This window comes from Bradyrhizobium sp. FW305-F6, assembly GCF_058782905.1.
Map to the genome: position 1 here is coordinate 287,243 of NZ_JBYSYD010000001.1, position 17,287 is coordinate 304,529.

13 protein-coding genes are annotated in these 17,287 nt (G+C 62.4%); 7 read left to right on the forward strand and 6 right to left on the reverse strand.

Annotation, left to right across the window (positions count from 1 at the left end):
* Positions 1-262 precede the first annotated feature (262 nt).
* A complete protein-coding gene (locus AC3WLX_RS01415) occupies positions 263-1,642 on the forward strand; it encodes a transposase (RefSeq protein ID WP_151650241.1) in 1,380 nt (459 codons plus the stop codon).
* 65 nt (positions 1,643-1,707) lie between these two features.
* Here AC3WLX_RS01415 and AC3WLX_RS01420 read toward each other — a convergent pair whose 3' ends face one another.
* From AC3WLX_RS01420 to mblB, 4 genes are all read right to left on the reverse strand, one after another.
* Complete coding sequence (locus AC3WLX_RS01420; RefSeq protein WP_151650242.1) at positions 1,708-3,342, reverse strand: hypothetical protein; 1,635 nt, start codon at positions 3,340-3,342, stop codon at positions 1,708-1,710.
* A 75-nt stretch (positions 3,343-3,417) separates the two neighbouring features.
* Entirely contained in the window at positions 3,418-4,311 is an 894-nt protein-coding gene (locus AC3WLX_RS01425) for a hypothetical protein (RefSeq protein WP_028136423.1), read from the reverse strand.
* A 61-nt stretch (positions 4,312-4,372) separates the two neighbouring features.
* Positions 4,373-6,685, reverse strand: coding sequence for an anti-phage 6A-MBL system cap2_3 protein (gene cap2-3 / locus AC3WLX_RS01430; RefSeq protein WP_049820115.1), 2,313 nt, complete (start codon positions 6,683-6,685; stop codon positions 4,373-4,375).
* Positions 6,686-6,691: 6 nt separating this feature from the next.
* On the reverse strand, positions 6,692-7,843 hold the full coding sequence (gene mblB / locus AC3WLX_RS01435) for an anti-phage 6A-MBL system MBL-fold protein (RefSeq protein ID WP_028136425.1): 1,152 nt from the start codon (positions 7,841-7,843) through the stop codon (positions 6,692-6,694).
* 284 nt (positions 7,844-8,127) lie between these two features.
* On the opposite strand from mblB, the gene AC3WLX_RS01440 reads away from it, so the two are divergent.
* Together AC3WLX_RS01440 and AC3WLX_RS01445 are read left to right on the forward strand one after the other, a co-directional pair.
* Positions 8,128-9,702 carry a phospholipase effector Tle1 domain-containing protein gene (locus tag AC3WLX_RS01440; protein WP_028136426.1) on the forward strand — a complete coding sequence of 525 codons (1,575 nt, stop codon included), beginning with the start codon at positions 8,128-8,130 and terminating at the stop codon, positions 9,700-9,702.
* 18 nt (positions 9,703-9,720) lie between these two features.
* Positions 9,721-10,266, forward strand: a complete 546-nt coding sequence (locus AC3WLX_RS01445; protein ID WP_028136427.1) for a hypothetical protein — start codon at positions 9,721-9,723, stop codon at positions 10,264-10,266.
* A 622-nt stretch (positions 10,267-10,888) separates the two neighbouring features.
* On the opposite strand, the gene AC3WLX_RS01450 is transcribed toward AC3WLX_RS01445, so the two are convergent.
* Both AC3WLX_RS01450 and AC3WLX_RS01455 read right to left on the reverse strand, forming a co-directional pair.
* Positions 10,889-11,515 carry a DUF6036 family nucleotidyltransferase gene (locus AC3WLX_RS01450; protein WP_049820117.1) on the reverse strand — a complete coding sequence of 209 codons (627 nt, stop codon included), beginning with the start codon at positions 11,513-11,515 and terminating at the stop codon, positions 10,889-10,891.
* Positions 11,515-11,901, reverse strand: a complete 387-nt coding sequence (locus tag AC3WLX_RS01455) for a hypothetical protein (protein ID WP_028136429.1) — start codon at positions 11,899-11,901, stop codon at positions 11,515-11,517. The genes AC3WLX_RS01450 and AC3WLX_RS01455 overlap by 1 nt, the downstream gene beginning before the upstream one ends.
* Positions 11,902-12,296: 395 nt before the next feature.
* Between AC3WLX_RS01455 and AC3WLX_RS01460 the strand changes: the two genes are divergently transcribed.
* The 4 genes from AC3WLX_RS01460 (at position 12,297) to qatD (ending at position 17,083) form a co-directional block, all read left to right on the forward strand.
* Positions 12,297-14,177: a KAP family P-loop NTPase fold protein gene (locus tag AC3WLX_RS01460; RefSeq protein ID WP_028136430.1), complete on the forward strand. Its 1,881-nt coding sequence runs from the start codon at positions 12,297-12,299 to the stop codon at positions 14,175-14,177.
* Positions 14,178-14,394: 217 nt separating this feature from the next.
* Positions 14,395-15,027, forward strand: coding sequence for a Qat anti-phage system associated protein QatB (gene qatB / locus AC3WLX_RS01465; protein WP_244626175.1), 633 nt, complete (start codon positions 14,395-14,397; stop codon positions 15,025-15,027).
* Positions 15,024-16,298 carry a Qat anti-phage system QueC-like protein QatC gene (gene qatC / locus AC3WLX_RS01470; RefSeq protein WP_028136432.1) on the forward strand — a complete coding sequence of 425 codons (1,275 nt, stop codon included), beginning with the start codon at positions 15,024-15,026 and terminating at the stop codon, positions 16,296-16,298. The genes qatB and qatC overlap by 4 nt, the downstream gene beginning before the upstream one ends.
* Positions 16,295-17,083 carry a Qat anti-phage system TatD family nuclease QatD gene (qatD, locus tag AC3WLX_RS01475; protein WP_049820119.1) on the forward strand — a complete coding sequence of 263 codons (789 nt, stop codon included), beginning with the start codon at positions 16,295-16,297 and terminating at the stop codon, positions 17,081-17,083. The genes qatC and qatD overlap by 4 nt, the downstream gene beginning before the upstream one ends.
* Positions 17,084-17,287 lie beyond the last annotated feature (204 nt).

Below are 17,287 nucleotides of genomic sequence, written 5' to 3' on the forward strand. Positions count from 1 at the left end.
CGGTGTCGACGTATTCCCCGGCCAAGATCCGACAGGTGACTTGCGGGGGTCGTTTCATTCCCCGACGGTTACATTGCGACTAAGTGCTGCTCGAGTTGCTTGGCGATGGGAACTCGCAACTTCTTTGAACCTGCGTTGCCTCGTTGGCATCGGAGGCATACTTGGGTGTAATCGGCCTGCCCGCTCTCTTTCGGCGTGAAAAGAGCGCGGCGCGCCCTTGGTTATCGATCAGAAACCCGAGCAACTGCGCGTTCTTTAACTCATGAAAAGCAAGCGTCGAGACGCCTTCGCCCCAAAGGAATTTCCGGCAACACTCTTTCGACCTCCAGACAAACGGGGCGATGACTGGCCGGATGAGCCGGATGTCCGGCGGGCTGTGACCTACTTTCGCGACTTTATTGGCCAGGACGAGTGGAAGAAGCGGCGCAATGCTGCGGCCAATCGCCTGTACGCGGCGTCGCTGGGTCGTGTCGACGAGACCGACCGCGGCAGATATTTCGACGAGTCCGACGTATTCGGCTGGTATCTCTTCCTGGCCGAGGCTTTTATCGATCATGTCTGGAATTTCGAGCCGACGTTCGGATCGCGGGTAGTGCCGGTGTTCAAGGCGATCGGGCGCGGTCTCGATCTGCTTCTTTCGGTCGACGGCGTCGAAGAACGGGCACGTCGCCTGGTCAGCAGTGAACGGCGTCAACCAAATGGCGGGCTCTTCGAGCTGCTCGTCGCATCCGCCTATCGCTCGTCGGGCGCGCGGGTAAAGTTCGTACCCGAGCGACGCGGGCTGAGCCGGACATACGATATGGATGTTGAAATCGGCTCGCGCTCCTTCGCAGTCGAGTGCAAGCGCTTGGAAACGAGCCAATACGGTGAACGGGAACGAGCAGCGATGCGCGAGCTATGGCGCCCCAGCGCGACAGGGTTTTCCCAGAATGAGCAGAGCGCATTTTGCGATGTCCATTTCCGCATCCCCATTGATCGGGTGCCACCCGCCTATCTGACCGAGAAGTCGCTCGAGTGGCTCCGGTCCGACATGCCTTCGCTGCTTTGGAGCGACGATATGTCGTATGGCGCGATGGGCGAGCTCGATCTCGATCCGTTGCGCGAGGTTCTCGACGATCACCATGTGCTCGCGTCGAGTTCGCGTATGCTGGAGCTGCTCTCGGGCCGCTACGTGAGGCACGCCAATTACATTCAGTTGAGCCGCTTAAAGCTCGCGGAAAACCCGAGATATGTGCACGAGTGCGATCTTGCCGTGCTGCTCCGTTGGGAATCGGCCTCTCCCGAAGCCATCGATGCGAAGGCCCGCGACATTACGACGAAGCTATCGGAAGCCAGCGACCAACTTCCTGCGGGTCGCCCCGGTATCGTTCACATCGGCTTCGAGGCCGTTGAAGGAGACGATGTAGAGCGCGCCCGACATCGGAAGATCATCGAGCGAGCGCAGGCTTTCGATCCACGGGGAAAACCTCTGGAGTACGTGTATTGCCATTACTTCGTACCCGAAAGCCCGCCTGACCAGGCGTGGGCGTTCGACGAGACGCTCCAGTGGGTGGGCATCGCGCCGACCGGTCCTCATCCCCTCGGAGAAACAATGCTGATCCTTCCGGCCGAGGGCGTTCGCGAAGGACCTCACTGGCGTTGAAAATCAAGGACCAGGGTGGTGCAGGCAGCGTGCCTCCAGCCAGTATCTTAGCATCAGGACAATCATTACCTGCGCAGCCGGGCCGCGAAGCGCTGAAGCGCAACCCGATCGCCATCGGTCATCAGAAAGCCGCGTGATGGATAGTCTTCCGTGCCTCCATGAAGGACCCGTCTATCGTCGATCTGCGACACCAGGTGGGCGAAAGGTGGATTGAAGCGTCGAAGCGGCCAGCCGGAGGCCGCATGCAATTCTTCCGCATCGACGGTCCCGGTCCCAGATTTGCCGAGAGCAAGATCGACGAGCGCAACCACGTCCGTTTCGGGGGTGCTTTGCCCGGTATGGGGATCGAACGTGATAAAAAGCTCTGCGGTGGTGAACATCCGCGGAAGCCGCGTGGAAATCATCGAGTTCGTTCTCAGATAGCCATCGCTTTCGAGCTCGGCCACGGCAAACGCCAAATCGTCGATGTTGGATTCCGGAAACGCCTCGATGAGGTCTTGCTCGGGAATGAAGCAGTCGAAGCCCTTTTGGGATTGTTCCGATACCCACAATCCTATCCGGATCGCCAATGGCCCGAGTTCGCCGATCTTCAACTCGGACTTCTTCTTTGCTGGCGGCGCGATCAGCGGAATGCTCAGCCTGTCTTTAGCCGGCGGCGGAGCTCCGCCTGCAGCGAGCCATCCGTCGAGACCGTCGATCACCAACTGACCAATCGCGGCGAACTGCAGGATGTCGTCGCCGACCAGGGGCACCGTTTCGCCCAGTCGGGCCTCTGCGGCATGTTCGGCGAACTTCGCGTCGGCCACGCCGAGATTGTGTCCGATGACATGCCGCTTCTGGATGTTCAGCGTCAGGACGGCAAGAGCGTCGGCCGTCAGAGTTCCGAACGGATCGATGTCGAACTCGGCGAAGCGCTTGCGGCCGCGCTCGATGTTCTGAAAGTCGTTGGCGATCGGCTTCGTCGCCGCGACGTCGGGTGGTCGAGTGGTCGCCTTGTATAGGTATACCGTCTTTAAGGTCGCTTCGAAGGCCGTCAGTACGTCTTCATGCGCATTGCCCATCATCCTGTATGCGAGTTCATGCCTTCCCGAGCCGAGTTGGCCCGCGAGCTCCACCTGCTCCCGGACGAGCGCGATTTCCCGCGCAAAGTGCAAGTGAATGTTCGGCGCTCCGCAATCCGGACAGAACAAGGAAATGGCGTAAACGCCGTAGTCCCGGCCGCACTCGTCGCATACCAACTCGCGGAGAAGATCGTTTCGAGCGAACCGCGGTGCGGGTTTGGGCGACGGCCGTGTACCAGTCGTCACCTTGAAAAATTTGTTGCCAGCGTTCTTCCGGGCGAGGTCATCGAACATGCCATGGATTGCCGCCGCGGCGTCGGCGTGAAAGGCATGAGCGACGATTTCCTTGGCAGCCGCGAGGTCGTCCGGATGCGTAAAGTTCTCGTCGTCGTCCAGAACGCCGCTATACGGACAGACTGTGCCTGGCGTACCGGGCGCGTGCGTCATGCGAGACGTCAAGGCCTCGGGTAGAGTGAAATCCGATACTCGGTCGCCCAGAAGAAAGAGGCGCGGATGTGCGTCTTCGTTGGGTGAATACCGGTACACCCGGCCATCCGGCGTCTTCGGTAGCGGAATGCCAAGCGTCAAGTTGTTGCCAGAACCACCCGTCTTGTACTTCTCCAAATTCCGCAAGCGCATGAGTCCACCTCGGATAGTTGATCGTTGAGCCGATGGATCGACGCGAGGAGATGCATCTCCTCCTCGCGTCGGAGATCATGATTCCTCACCTTCCGAGCGAGCCCGCCGGGACCTGGTTTCGCCGGTCGCGGTCGATGCCCGCCGCGTACGTTTTGCGGATGAGGCCGCCGCGGGCTGGGCGGCAGCCGGCACCTCAAGCGTGTCGCAGCACGCCAGCAGGGCCCGCGCGAACTGATCGCCGGCGTCCCGAACCCAATCGTCGCGTACGACGGTAAACCAGGCCGTCAATGCGACCAGATCGACGCAGATCGCTCCGATCGCTGCGGGCTTAATGGCCGCCAACGCCGTGGGAAGTGACGACATCGAGAAACTGGACACGGCTGGGATGATGTTGTCGTAGCGCCAGACGACGGTGAGAACTGAAATCAGAAGAGCCGCCAAGCAGGCAGCGACCCCGATCGGTTTCAATCCGCGCAGGTTCCGGCGAAAGCCATATTCGGCATTCTCCTTCTCGACGAGCGGATAGGCTTTCCCACGGCAACGTTCCTGAAGCCACTTCACCCCCGATGCGTACATGGCGTCCGCGGCCTTCGGATCCGCCCTCTCCTGCTCCGGGCTTGGCGTAACGAACAACGGCACGTTCTTCGCGAAGAACGCGTGGTATCGGGCCAACACCGGCGGCGGAAGATGTTCTTCCCTATGGCGCAGCCAGATCGTCGATGGCCAACCTCCCCATTCAGCCAGGAGACGCTTCTCCACCTTCTTGCCGCGCGATCTGCTCAGGACGCTCAAGCCATACAGGAGCCCGCAGGACGTCGCGATGGTCACCAGCGTGGCGCCCCAGCTCGAGGTGACCAGCCGGGGAAACCACGCGATCGCAGTGAGGATGATCGGAAACAGCGTGAGTAAGCCCGGAAACAGGCGAGCCTGTCGTGAATAGGGATCGAAGAGCTTCGAAATATCGATCATCGGATCGCCTCTGTGCAGTCATGGGCGCTGGCCGGCGACGGGTCTGGAGATCTCGGATTCTTCATCTTGCCACCTTGACCACGGCGCTGTGTGAGCTGCCGGCTCCGGATAAGGCTTCAGCGGTGAAATGGACATATCCAGCCGGCGTGTGGATCAGCATCAGCAACGGAAAATACTGGCGTATCGAAAGCAGAGCGGCGGTCTTCACGTCCTTCCTGGACGGGCCACTGGGGACGAGATGATTGTGCCAGGTCCCGAGCGCGTAGAGCGCGCCGCCAGATCCTTCGATCAGATCTTCCAGCATGGGCCTCAGTCCCTCGGTACCGAGCACGAACTCGTCGCGCGAGAATTTGCTGTCGGGCGGCGCGGGCATCGTGCCGACGACGTGGAAGACGTTGGCGACGTCCGAATATCGGCCGACGATGATGCCGCCCGTCTCCGAGCCACGGCGCGCAGCGACCTCTCGCCGGATCGTGTCGTCGACCTCGGGACTAAGGCGCACGACGCTGTCCGTGCCGTCGCCTACGACGATGCGCGGCCGGATATCCTTGCGATGCCATATCTGGTTCAGCCCATCGGCCGCCAAACTGCCGACCAGCACCTCGCCGGTCTCGGGAAGACCGTCGCGTTGGAGCCGGCGAATATGCTCGGACATCGGCGCCGCGAACGAGGACAAGCGACCGTCCGACAGCGGCATCGTGATGGCCGCGCAGCCCTGACCGATCGCGATCGCTTCGGCCTTCGTGTTGAAGACCTCGTTCCTGAGGGTGGGATCCGAATGGATCAGGCGATAGGCCTCGCAGATCAGATCGGTCGCCGACGGGTTGGCCGCCGGTCCCTCCACCGACATCAGGCCGACGCTTCCGATGCCCAGCATGCATGCCTCGACCACCCGGGGCCGGTCGATCGTGACTCCAGGCAAGACCAGCGCCTCGCGCACGCTTGCGGAGCCGGTCGTATTGACGACGGCAAAGCTGTCTCGGGCGACCAAAGGGGCGATCGATTGATCATCGAATGCGCGCGCGACGACGTCCACTACGTGCGGCACCGTCGGCTGCTTGAGGGTCGCGAGTGCCTCGGCCAGGTAGTGCGCCTTTGGAATGGACCAGAAGCTTTCGACTTTCGTGTCGGAGGGAAGCGTGGCGTAGCGCGCGAAATTGTGAGGTTGCAGGATGCCGTCGTCGATGAGGGCCGCGGGTCCCCGTCCGGACCTGGCGAGATGAACTGCGAGTTTGGATCCGATGCTTCCGCAGCCGAGGAGCGTCCACGGACGCAGCGCCTGCCCGTCGTCGCCCGCAGCGCGTCGCAGCAATTCGGGTGATATCTCATCTCGGTGCGTGGCGGTCCTGACCAGCTTGCCGCTGCCTGACGAGAGCGCCTCGCCGCCGCGCAATTCCACGACGTAGGGGCATATCTCGATCGGCGAAGTCGTGCCGATCACCTCGAACGGGCGTCGCGCCAACAGAATGACGGCTATCGGCTGCTTCTCCTTCAATTTCGATTGCGAAACCCGCTCCTGCAGGATTCCGAGCTTCGGCTCCAGGAATTCGCGGCAGCCTAGTTCGGCCGCCCGCTTCAAGAGCTCGTCAATCGTCGTGACCGTTTCCGGAAGATAGCGATCCGCCACGAACGGCCGACCGGTCGGGAGTTTACCGGACCACGCGATCAGTGCGTGAGCGTTGCCGGTTTGCCCGTCATCGCCGACAGGCGCATATCGCCATTCGCCGGCGAACCGCGGCCCCAGCGGTACCGGAGCGGCGCGCGGGATGCCGATCCGGTAGGTAGACAAAGTTGCTTCGCGGTAAGCGTAGTACCACGCCGGGAAGACCGAGCAGCCGCCCTCTCTGGTGGGCAGACCCGTCAACCAGGTCGGATCCGCGACGATCACGTCGTCGATCCCGTCACGCCGCACCGGCTCCCAGCCGTGCTCCGGATCGATCAGCTGCGCCATCGCAGCCTTGTCCAGCCAGTCGACCAGTTGCTCGAAAAGGCCACCTATTCCGCGAACGCGCAGAACCTCACGCGGCGAACCGGCGACGAGACACGGTTCAGGTGGACCGCCATTCCTCGAGGGCTGAATGTGCGGATGACTGCGATTGAAGTCCGTGCGGAGGCGGATAAGCGGCGCCCTCAAGGGATATCCTGCCGTGAAGATGAACGTCACGGGCTCGACCGCGCGGACGCCCGACGGGCTCTCGCCCGCAGCCCTCCATGCGTTCGGGAGTTCGGTCCGGATCTCCACGATGGCCCGGATGGCGTCGTTTCCTTCGATCCGTTCGGCGGTCACCCGTTCGACGGACGGGTGAGCCTCGATCAGGCGCAGCGCCCGTCGGACGGGTATGGGAATGTCGTCTGCCGCGGAGATCGCCGCCATATCGGCTCATCCGTGGGCGAGCGGCTGGCTTCCGATACCGGTGCCGGCGGCGACGCTGACGGCGACCGCAGCGCGCTTGACGCGCGGTCCGGCCGAAGTGACCTCGATCGCCAGCGGATCGTCGCCCGGACTGTCGGCGACGCACTTGAATTCGCCCTTCACGGGATCGAGGATATCGATGTATTCGCGCTTCGCACGGATGCACGGCGGATCGTTCTTGTCGTCCTTGATGGTCTTGCTGCTGGCCACGATCAGCGCGCCATCCAGCGGTTGCCCGAGGGCGCTCCGGGCGGGCTCGGACACCTTGGCTTTCTCGCCCTTTTCGGACCAGCTATCGTAGGAAAGGCTGTGCCACGAACAGTGGTGCGGAGCGATCAGAACGTCGTACTGCAGACGCTCGGGCCACTTCTTGTTGCGCTCCCAGATGCGGTCCCAGATCGCGACCTCGGCGTCGCCGCCGAGAAGGAAGCGCCCGCGGGTGACCTTGGACACCTTCAGGTCCAGACGCATGATGACGCTGGAGTTGTTCTTCGTCAGAACCTCCTCCTCCGCTTCGTCGTCGGCAGGCATCGGCGCCAGCAGCCGCGCCTCGAAGGAAGTGTCCTGAACGCCGCAGATCTTCGAGAACACCTCGTCGACCTTCACCAGGATTTCCGTCAGGTCATCGGTCTTGCCGTCGACGTCCTCGCCCAGGATCAGGATGCGGTTGCCGTCCTCGGCGGTCCGTTCCTTTTTGAACCTGTTGGCGCGGCGGCGGGCCTCGTCGCGCCAAGCCTCGGCGTCGGCGCAAAGGACGTGATCCTCATCCTTCGCCTTCGCCCGGCGGAACACGATCGGCGAGGACCACATTTCACGGATGATGATCTTGTCGTCGGCCTTCACCCAGGTCGACGGGTCGCCGAGATGGAAGTGCTTGACCAGGCCCCGGATGTGATCGGCGTCCGGATGGGTGTTCAGGAAGCCATCGACGAACAGCCTCCCCTTATCGTCCCGATCGAGCTTGTTCCGGATCTGTTTCCCGACGTTGGGGGTGTCGTCGTCCTCGTCGTCGGCCGCCTCCCGGATGTTGATGTCGGTCAGGATCCGACGACCGGACTCGGTCTCGAACAACACCATGTCGCCGTTGTCGACTTTGAAAAGTGATGCTTTAACTACCATTCCCATCCCCCTGATTCAACGATCGAAAGATCGGTCGCGGCTCCTTGACCGATTGCAGATCGGACGGGCGCACTTAAGAAGATATGATGGCAATTTGGCCACGCAAGATGTGCTACCAGATTAATTTTATCACGCTATATATATGATATTGTTCAAGTTTTAATCATCTGGAACCAGCTTTGTTCACTCGGTGTTCTTGGTTTTTCAGCCGACAAGCGGCATGATCGGGGAACTAGGATTGCTCCGGGTGGAGATCGTCCTCGCAGCGGATGGACAGGTTCAGGATGAGCAAGAATATCGTCGTCTACTCCGACGGAACCGGCCAAGACGGCGGGGCGCGTCCGGAGCAGCGCATCAGCAATATCTTCAAAATGTACCGTGTGAGCCGCGACCATGCGGACACGGCCATTGATCCGTCCAAGCAAGTGGTCTTCTACGACGCCGGCCTTGGGACGGATATCGGCGCGACCGCCCTCACCGCTCCGGTACGCTTTGTCCAGAAGATGCTCGGGTCCATCGCGGGCGACGGCATCAAGCGCAACATCGCCGACTGCTACGAATTCGTCGTCAACCACTACGAAGACGGTGACCGGATATTCCTCTTCGGGTTCAGCCGGGGCGCCTACACCGTCCGAAGCCTGGCGAACCTGCTGATGCTTTGCGGCGTCCCCACAAAGACGCCGGCCGGCCCATTGATGCGCTACCGCAAGGCCGTGAAGGACATCGCTTGGGAGGCCGTGGATACCGTGCTGGAACACGGCGCTGGCCACCCGCGGGAGCAGTTCGAGGCGGAGAGGCTCGAACTGGCGCGGCGATTTCAGACCAAGTACGGCTCCGGCGACGGCTCGGATGCCAACGCCGCGGCATATTTCGTCGGCGTGTTCGATACGGTCGCAGCCCTCGGCGCCAGCGGTCCGCGACGCCGGATGATCCAGGCCGGCCTAACTCTCGGCGTCGCTGCCCTCGCCTTCTTCGCTTCGCTCGTTCCGGCCGCGATCCTCGGTGCGCTGACGGCCATCGTCTCGGAGGCCGGCCTGCTATGGGGCTTCATCGTGCCGGCGTGGCTGGTCACGCATCTGGCGATGCTGATTGCCGTCATCTGGTTCTGGAAACGGCAGCGGACGGTCAATCTCAAGACCATCTACGACTTCCCGAACAAGGGCGATCCGCCGCGCTCTCATACCGCCGAGTGGACAGGCAAGAACTTCGATCGCCTTCTCAGCAAACATGTACGTTTTGCGCGCTCGGCGAACGCAATCGACGAGACGCGCAAGGATTTCGCCCGGGTCGGCTGGGGCGGCACCGAGCCGTCTGTGCACCCCGCGACTCCGGGTGTTCCGCGTCTCATCCAGCTCTGGTTCGCAGGCAACCACTCGGATATCGGCGGATCCTATCCCGAACCGGAATCGCGTTTGTCGGATATCGCCCTCGCCTGGATGTGCGAGCAGGCTACGTCCATCCCGGACGGCTTGATGACCGGGCCGATCTACGTGGACGGGATCAGGATGCCGAAGACTGGTGACAACGGACCGGCACTGAACGTCTTCCCCGGCGCGAACGGCGTTCAGCATTGCGAGATCGCGGGCATGCGCGACACGCTCGACGCCTACGCCGCCAGTCTGCCGAAATGGCGATGGCTGCAAAACCTCGTCGGCACCAGGAACTGGGAAGTCGAAGTCCGCGAGATCAACCACCAGGCGCCGGTACATCCGACCGTACGGACGCGCTTCGACCTGCCGGAAGTCAGGCAATGTGCTGGCGTCGGCGCATATCGCCCAAGCGCACTGGCGAGCCATGACGACTTCAAACGCTACTATCCGCAGGTGGAGTCGACAGCACAATCGACCGGGCCCGCCTGAACGCTTGAGGAGACGCTCTTGGTCGCGCTTGCCGACATCAAAGCTGACCTGCCGGATTGGCCGGACGACGTGGTGGATCAATGGCTATTGAACTTAGCGACCCAGGAGGGCATGGGCTGGCCCCCACCGGTCCCCTTCAACGGCCATCGGTGGCAGTACATCATCGTGAAGCCGGTATCGTGGTGGAAGAAGGTCACGTGGACGAAGGTGTCGCACGACTGTAGCTTCGACGAGCTGTCGCTTAATTCCCGCAAGATCATGAATTCCATGTTCGAGGCGTTGGTCCTTGGAATCGAGAATGGATATGGCGGCGACAACAGCAAGAAGCGCTTTGAATCTTGCGTGAGCTACCTGGCGGTGAAAGGACAGTTCCCCCGCGTGCCTGTCACCATGCCGATAGAAACGGGCCTAAGTATCCTGGACGGGAATCATCGAGTCTACTCGCTCACTTTCCTGCAAAGCGTTCCTGAGCCGGAATTGAAGAAGCAAGGCATCAATCGCCCTTCCGTCATCCAAGATGTTTGGGTAGCGAAGCACGCGGATGGGGAGGTTTTGGATAGCTGACGTCGATCGAGCGAGTGGTCGCGCGCAGTACACCCGACAGCGCCGCAATGGCGGGGCCCTGCCGAGAAATTGTTTCGGGCCGCTAGTTCGACAACCGAGAGACCTCGGCGAACCTTAGAGGCTCGCAGGAAACCTGAAACTCGCCATCACCGTCGAAGCTCTTTCCCATTAAGTGAAGAAGCGCGCGCCCATGCACAACAGGCACAGGGTGCGCTGTCATTATTTCGGGATCTTCCGGAAAGCACGGCCCGACGATGTCGCGAACGTTCGGGACGCTCAAGGACGTGCTCGCACCCTCAAAGAGAAGCTCGTCGGTCTCCGGATGCCAGACGCAAACTACGATCGCGAGCATGAAGATGTTCCTTGGGGCCACCGGTCCGGCCGCTCCGACAAAACGCCGGTGTCGGCTGCCTCGACTGCTTCCGTTTCGCCCAGTTAGATCATCTCGATTGCGATGGGGAGCGGCGCAAAAGATCGTTGGAGGTATCGAAAGATACATTGACGGCCCCTGCCATCGAGCCAGGCACTCCGTTGCTATTGCCATCGGCTGCCGCCGTGACGCTAAAGATCGGGAAGATGTAGGGCACTTGATCCCTTCGCCCTCCCCTTGAACCGCGATGACCTATGGCAACTTTGCTGCTTCCGGCTTTTTCTCGGGCCTCAAACTTCTGATATAGGCAATCGCTCGTTGCTGGAGTGCCGGATCCAGATTTGTCTCATGGATCCGCCGTTCGACGAGGTCAAGGTCAAGCGGGCGTTGCGCATGAATCGCCTCGACGAATTGCTTGTCCCTGTCATCCAGTCGCGCAAGTTTGGAGGCGATCAAATCCTCCGGAGCCGGCGCTATGCCGTACACGCTTCGTCCTGCGACTTCGGTCCTTACTTTGATCGCGCGAACCTGCCAGCCCGCCGGCAGTTTGGCCGTCGTCTCGTCGACGCCGTCGATGTAGAAGCCGTGAGTACGGTGGAATTGGCTGCTCACACCGAACAAGCCGTCGATGTGCTCCGACGCAACGTTCGGATCACCGCCCGGCGACTTGGCATTCTCTTCCAGCTCCCAGATCTTAGCGTTCTCCGGGAAAGCGTCGATCTCCGGCGATGCCCTTGCCGGCTCAGGCGCATCGGGCATCGATGCCAGAATGGCTTGGCTGCCGACGACGAAGACGTTGTCCGTGTTGAATTCGAAGGCCAAGGCTCGGACGACCCGGAGAAGGTCATCCAAAGTCCGTATGCCGCGATCTTCGGCCATCAAGGACCTCCCGGAACAAGGAAGTCAGGCTGCGCAGACAGGCTGCGTTTGACGATCCGTCTCGCCGCCTTCCTCAAGCGGACACGGGCATGGTAGTCGCCAAAATCGACTCCCTCGGCGAGCCAGAACGGCGAGGTATTACGCAGCCGCACCATCTCGCGGTCGCGGCTGATGAGTTTAGAGGCTAGTTCCTTGGGCGGTAGCGCAAGCAGTTCCTGCCACTCGCGCACGAAGGGCCAGCCGGCGAACTGACTGGCTTGGCGCTCATGAGCCAACTTCGCCTTCTCGACCAATGACGGGTCGCGGCGAAGCATCCGCACGATCAGCCGATGCATCATCAGCTTCGCGGTGTCGCCAACTATGCCTTCATTTAGCCCATCGCCCATCGCGTGGAGCGCCTCTCCGCCCGCTTTTCCGACCGTCGTGTGGACCTCAGAATATAAACAAGCAGTGGGCAACAAAAAAGGGCGCAAACCGAAGCGGATCGGAGATGGTTACCACTTCGGCGGCGATTGCCTAGGAGTTTCGTCGCAGTGGTCCCGGCGGGGCCGTCGGCCGCATCCCCGCCTCTTTGCAGCGTCCTGCAGGTCACTTTCGCGATAATGGCCGAAGCGATGGAGACTTGAAGCGCGTGTGCAGAGCAGCAACCATAGGACGTAAGAAGAAGGTCTGGGTTGCACTTTCGGAGAACGGAACGTAACAACGCAGCGCTCGGTGCCTTTCCTCTGCTCGCGCAACAGATATTTCGATTCCAAAAGCTTTTTCAGGCGAGAGATTGCCGATGTGGCCCGATAACGAGACCGAGCGGGACTTCCTGAACTTCTCCGGCGTCGCCGAAACCGTGGCCGAGATCATTGTGCAGGCCAAGGGACGCCCGATCTCGATCGGCGTGTCTGGCGCCTGGGGCATCGGCAAATCCTCGATGATCAAGCTCACCCGCTCGGCGATCGCCGCCAGGAAGGACGAGAGCGGGAAGAAGGCCGCCGACAAGTACGTCTTCGTCGAGTTCAATGCCTGGCTCTACCAGGGCTATGACGACGCGCGTGCTGCGTTGATGGATGTGATCGCTGACAAGCTCGCGAAGGAAGCGGAGAGCCGACAGACGGCACTCGATAAGGTCGCGTCCCTTGCCAAGCGCGTGAAATGGCTCCGGGCCGCGAAACTCGCAGCGACCTCGGCCGCCTCGATCTATTTCGGGGTGCCCCCGGTCGGCGCGGTCGGCGAGATCTTCGAGCTCGCCAAGAAGGTCTGGTCCGAAGGGGTCGGGAAGGAAACCGGCGAAGCCGCCAAGAAAGCTGCGGCGGACGCGGCGCAGGAAGGTGGCGAACTGCTGAACCCGAAGGAGGAAACGTCACCGCCGAAGGAGATTCAGGCGCTGCGCGACGCGTTCGAACAAGCGCTCGAGGAGCTCGGGATAACTTTGGTCGTCCTGATCGACGATCTCGACCGATGCTTGCCGGAGACCACGATCTCGACCCTGGAGGCGATCCGCCTCTTTCTGTTCCTCAAGAACACCGCCTTCGTGATCGCGGCCGACAACGACATGATCAAGCACGCCGTCCGGAAGCACTTCGTCGGGGTCAGCGACGACCTGCTGGTCACCAACTACTTCGACAAGCTCATCCAAGTTCCCATTCGGGTGCCGCAGCTCGGGACCCAGGAGGTCCGCGCCTACATGATGCTCCTGTTCGTGGACAACAGCGAGTTGTCCGACGACGACAAGGAGAAGATCCGCGCTGGCATGATTGGCCAGCTCAAGCGGACGTGGCAGGGAAAGAAGGTCGACCGGGCCTTCGTCCAATCGCTTGGCGTGAAGTTGCCCGAGCATCTTGTCGGTCAATTCGACACGGCCGAGAGGCTCGCCTCGCTCATGACGACGGCGTCGGGGATTCTGGGAAATCCGCGGCTGATCAAGCGCTTCCTGAACGCGCTCTCGATCCGGATGACGATCTCGAAAGCGCAGGGCGTTGGCGTCGACGAAGCGGTGCTCGCTAAGCTGTTGCTTTTCGAGCGCATCGGCGACACCGCAGCGTATGCCGAACTGGTCAAGAACGTCAGCGCCTCGGGTGAGGGAAAGCCTACGTTCCTCCAAGAATGGGAAGACGCGGCGACAGCGGGGCGCGATCTCGATCTGAAGGCGCCGTGGAACGCTCCCTTCGTGAAGGAATGGTTGGCGCTCTCGCCGCCCCTTCACGACCACGACCTGCGCGGCGCGCTCTACGTCGGCCGCGAGCAGGCGCCGCTTATCACGCCCGAAGACCGCCTGTCGTCGGAGGCGGCCGAGTTGCTCACGGCCCTGCTCGAGCACCCCGACATGGCCCACCAGCTCAAGGACAGGCTGACCCGGGTCTCGCGTATCGAAGTCACGGTGATGATGGATCGCCTGCTCGAGCGCGCCAGAAAGGAGCAGGACTGGGGTGTCCCGCCTATCCTCAACGCCTGCATCGCTCTCGCAGATGCCGACCCACCACAAGGAGCCCGTCTCGCTGCATTCCTCGCGGACCGCCCTTCGCAACAGATCCAACCGAACATCGTGCCGAAGGTCGGCGACCGTCCATGGTCGAGAAGTGTCCTCGATGCATGGAATTCGTCTCCTGACGTTTCGCGCCCGGTGAAGACGGCGATCAGAAAGACGAGAGAGCATGGGAACGTCGCAATCTAGTGACGGTCCCGGCCCAGGCGTGCCGTTGGTCCCTCCCTGGACGCCGGCCGCCCCACAGGATCCCGTCCCACCCGTACCCCAGCCCGGATCTCCGGACGTTCCGCCGGACGCTCCTCCGGCCGATGGCGCCCTGCCCCCGCCTCCCGCTGCGCCACCGCCAAGCCTGCAGCCGGCGCCGTTGGCACCCGAACGACGGTTCGGCGGCGTTCGCTCGAGCTTGGGCAATTTCGCGCGATCCGGGGACGGCCGCGACCTTAGACGCGGGCTCGGACACTACGTCCGCAATGGCTACGGGGGATCGAATTTCGCGACGCAGCGGTTCGGCGGCACCGCTCAAACGGCGGGATCGCTCGGCCATGCCCTCTATTCCACGGCGCAGGGGGATGCAAACGCTCCCGTCGATGCGGCCGCGCTCGCTGGCCGGTCGACCGAAGAGATCGCGAGCGCGATCATCGAGGCCGTCAGACCGATCGACGGGACTCAGGATGCGGAAGCCGAACGTGCGTCCATCCACGACGCGATGTCCGAATTGCTGACGGAATACCCGGACGCCGATCTCCTCGATCTGTCCGATCCTGAACGCGAGTTCGTCATCGAGAAATTCACGGCCATCGACGTGGCACGACGCTTCGAGCTGGATGTCGGCAAGACGTTGCTGGAGAGAGCGCCCACCGCGACCGTCGCGCTGGCTCGACTGAAACAGATGCGGTCGTATATCGCCGAGACTGTGGCCGCCTCCTTCCGCAAACTCAAGGAACAGGGACGCAGGCTCACCGCCGGACGCGTCGCGCGCGTCGTCCAGGCTGCGTTGCGCGAGACGTTCGAGGTCTTCGAGGGGTACGAAGAGTGAAGTTGCTTTGCGCGCCGGCCGAGGTGCGTCGGCTAAAGGAGAAAGGCACGCTCAGGGTCGTCCTCTACGGCCAGCCTGGGGCTGATGATCGCGGCAGCGCCGGTGCGGCCGTGCGCAACGAAATTCGCAGAGCGCGTCTGGCTCCGAACCGCAGGGCGTGGGATCTGCTGTCCATCGCGATGTCCGTCATGGCGGCTGATGCAGCGGGACGACGTAGCCTAAGTCCGGACGGCTGGACACGCGAGTTCGAGATGGAAGTCGCGGTCGCCGAACCGGCATTCTGGAACAAGTCCGCGGACCTCCTCGCCGACGCGTTGACGTTTCTCACGACCGACCGATGGCAATTCCGTTTCATCGCCGGCGGTGCAGCGCCGCAGCCGCCGGCGGAAGTTTTCCGACCGCCCGAAGGCAGCGTCGTGCTCCTGTCGGGTGGGCTAGACAGCTTGAGCGGCGCCATCGACCTTGCGGCGTCCGGACAGCGACCCGTCGCCATCAGCAAGACAGTCCGGGGCGATGGAGAAAAACAGATCAGGTTCGCGTCGTTGATCGGCGGCGGTCTGCGCCACTTCCAGTTGAACGACAACGCGGCCGTTCCGGGCACCGAAGATACCTCCCAGCGGGCGCGCTCGATCATCTTCCTTGCCTTCGGGGTTCTCGTCGCCACGGCGCTCAAGCCATATCGTCCCGGCGGCTGCTTGCCGCTCTACGTCTGCGAAAACGGCTTCATCGCCATCAACCCGCCGCTGACGGGAAGCCGCATCGGAAGTTTGAGCACCCGTACGGCCCACCCTTACTTCCTCTCAAGGTTCCAGGACGTTCTCGACGCCGCGAACCTGGGCGTGAGTATCCACACTCCTTATGGATACACGACCAAGGGCGAGATGCTGAAGACGTGCGCGGACCAGGACTTGCTGCGCACGCTGGCGGCGAACTCGACGAGTTGCGGCCGCTTTCAGCGCTACAACTACCGCCATTGCGGGCGGTGCGTGCCGTGTCAGGTCCGCAGAGCGGCCTTCCTCGCTTGGGGCGAAGACGATCCGACCGACTACGTCTACGAACATCTCGGTCGGGACGATCCGGATCACGCCGGCTTCGACGACGTCCGCTCGGTCGGCATGGCGCTGGCGGCCTCAAAGGGCGCGGGGTTCGACGATTGGCTTGGCGGAGCCCTTTCGTGGCAGGGGATCGAGGAGCGCGACGCGCTGAAGGATATGCTACGACGGGGACTTGCCGAACTCGGCGCCTTGCACGTGAAATACGGTGTCAAGTGATCGACCTTCATGCCCATCTAGATCTTTATCCGGATCCGGTCGCGACAACGAAGGAGTGCATCGAGCGCGACCTTTTCGTCCTGTCGGTGACGACGACGCCCTCGGCCTGGTCGGGAACAGCCGCCTTGGCGAAGGATGCGGCGCGCATCCGTACCGCGATCGGATTGCATCCTCAGATCGCGCAGGAACGCCGGGGCGAACTCGGGCTCTTCGAGGAGTTGCTCCCGCGATCACGGTATGTCGGCGAGATCGGTCTGGATGGCGGCCCAGAACTGAAGGCGACCTGGGAAACGCAGCGCCACGTCTTTGACGAAATCCTTCGGATGTGCGGGGCGGTCGGAGGCCGCATCATGACGATACACAGCAGGCGGGCCGCCGGGCCCGTTCTCGATGCGCTCGCGTCGCGGTCCGATGCAGGCGTCGCCGTTCTGCATTGGTTTTCCGGGACGCGCCGCGAGCTCAAACGCGCGGTCGATCAGGGTTGCTGGTTCAGCGTCGGCCCGGCGATGCTCGCCGGCGAGAGAGGACGCGGCCTGGTTGCCGAAATGCCCCGCGACAGGATACTGACCGAGACGGACGGTCCCTTCGCACAGGTCGAGGGGCGCTCCCTGTTTCCTTGGGACGTCGCCAAGGCCGAGCCGATTCTCGCCGATCTATGGGCCGTGGACGAAGGCGAGGTCCGGGGCCAATTGCTTGCGAACCTCAAGCGACTCACGACGCGGATCGCTCCGGAGCGCGGCAGCGCCCCCGGGCGGGGCTCTTCGGGCGTTGGCTGCGCCAGCTAATTCAGCACTCGCATCGAGTCGGGCGTGAGATCGTTCTCCGCTTTTCGACACGGCGGCCAAGCGACCCAGCCGACAGAAAGTCAAGGACCGCCATCCCCGTCGCCGCTCAGCGGTCGTGATGGCGCTTGTGCCAGACAATTCCCCCTAACGGTCTCGTCGACCGCCCCGGCGGGATTCGGGCCCGTTTGGTGGTGTCCGGAGGTA

Excerpts from the sequence above, each read along its gene's own strand:
- AC3WLX_RS01415 (WP_151650241.1), top strand. The coding sequence starts at position 263 with ATGAAAAGCAAGCGTCGAGACGCCTTCGCCCCAAAGGAATTTCCGGCA.
- AC3WLX_RS01420 (WP_151650242.1), bottom strand. The coding sequence starts at position 3,342 with ATGCGCTTGCGGAATTTGGAGAAGTACAAGACGGGTGGTTCTGGCAAC.
- AC3WLX_RS01425 (WP_028136423.1), bottom strand. The coding sequence starts at position 4,311 with ATGATCGATATTTCGAAGCTCTTCGATCCCTATTCACGACAGGCTCGC.
- cap2-3 (WP_049820115.1), bottom strand. The coding sequence starts at position 6,685 with ATGGCGGCGATCTCCGCGGCAGACGACATTCCCATACCCGTCCGACGG.
- mblB (WP_028136425.1), bottom strand. The coding sequence starts at position 7,843 with ATGGTAGTTAAAGCATCACTTTTCAAAGTCGACAACGGCGACATGGTG.
- AC3WLX_RS01440 (WP_028136426.1), top strand. The coding sequence starts at position 8,128 with ATGAGCAAGAATATCGTCGTCTACTCCGACGGAACCGGCCAAGACGGC.
- AC3WLX_RS01450 (WP_049820117.1), bottom strand. The coding sequence starts at position 11,515 with ATGGCCGAAGATCGCGGCATACGGACTTTGGATGACCTTCTCCGGGTC.
- AC3WLX_RS01455 (WP_028136429.1), bottom strand. The coding sequence starts at position 11,901 with ATGGGCGATGGGCTAAATGAAGGCATAGTTGGCGACACCGCGAAGCTG.
- AC3WLX_RS01460 (WP_028136430.1), top strand. The coding sequence starts at position 12,297 with ATGTGGCCCGATAACGAGACCGAGCGGGACTTCCTGAACTTCTCCGGC.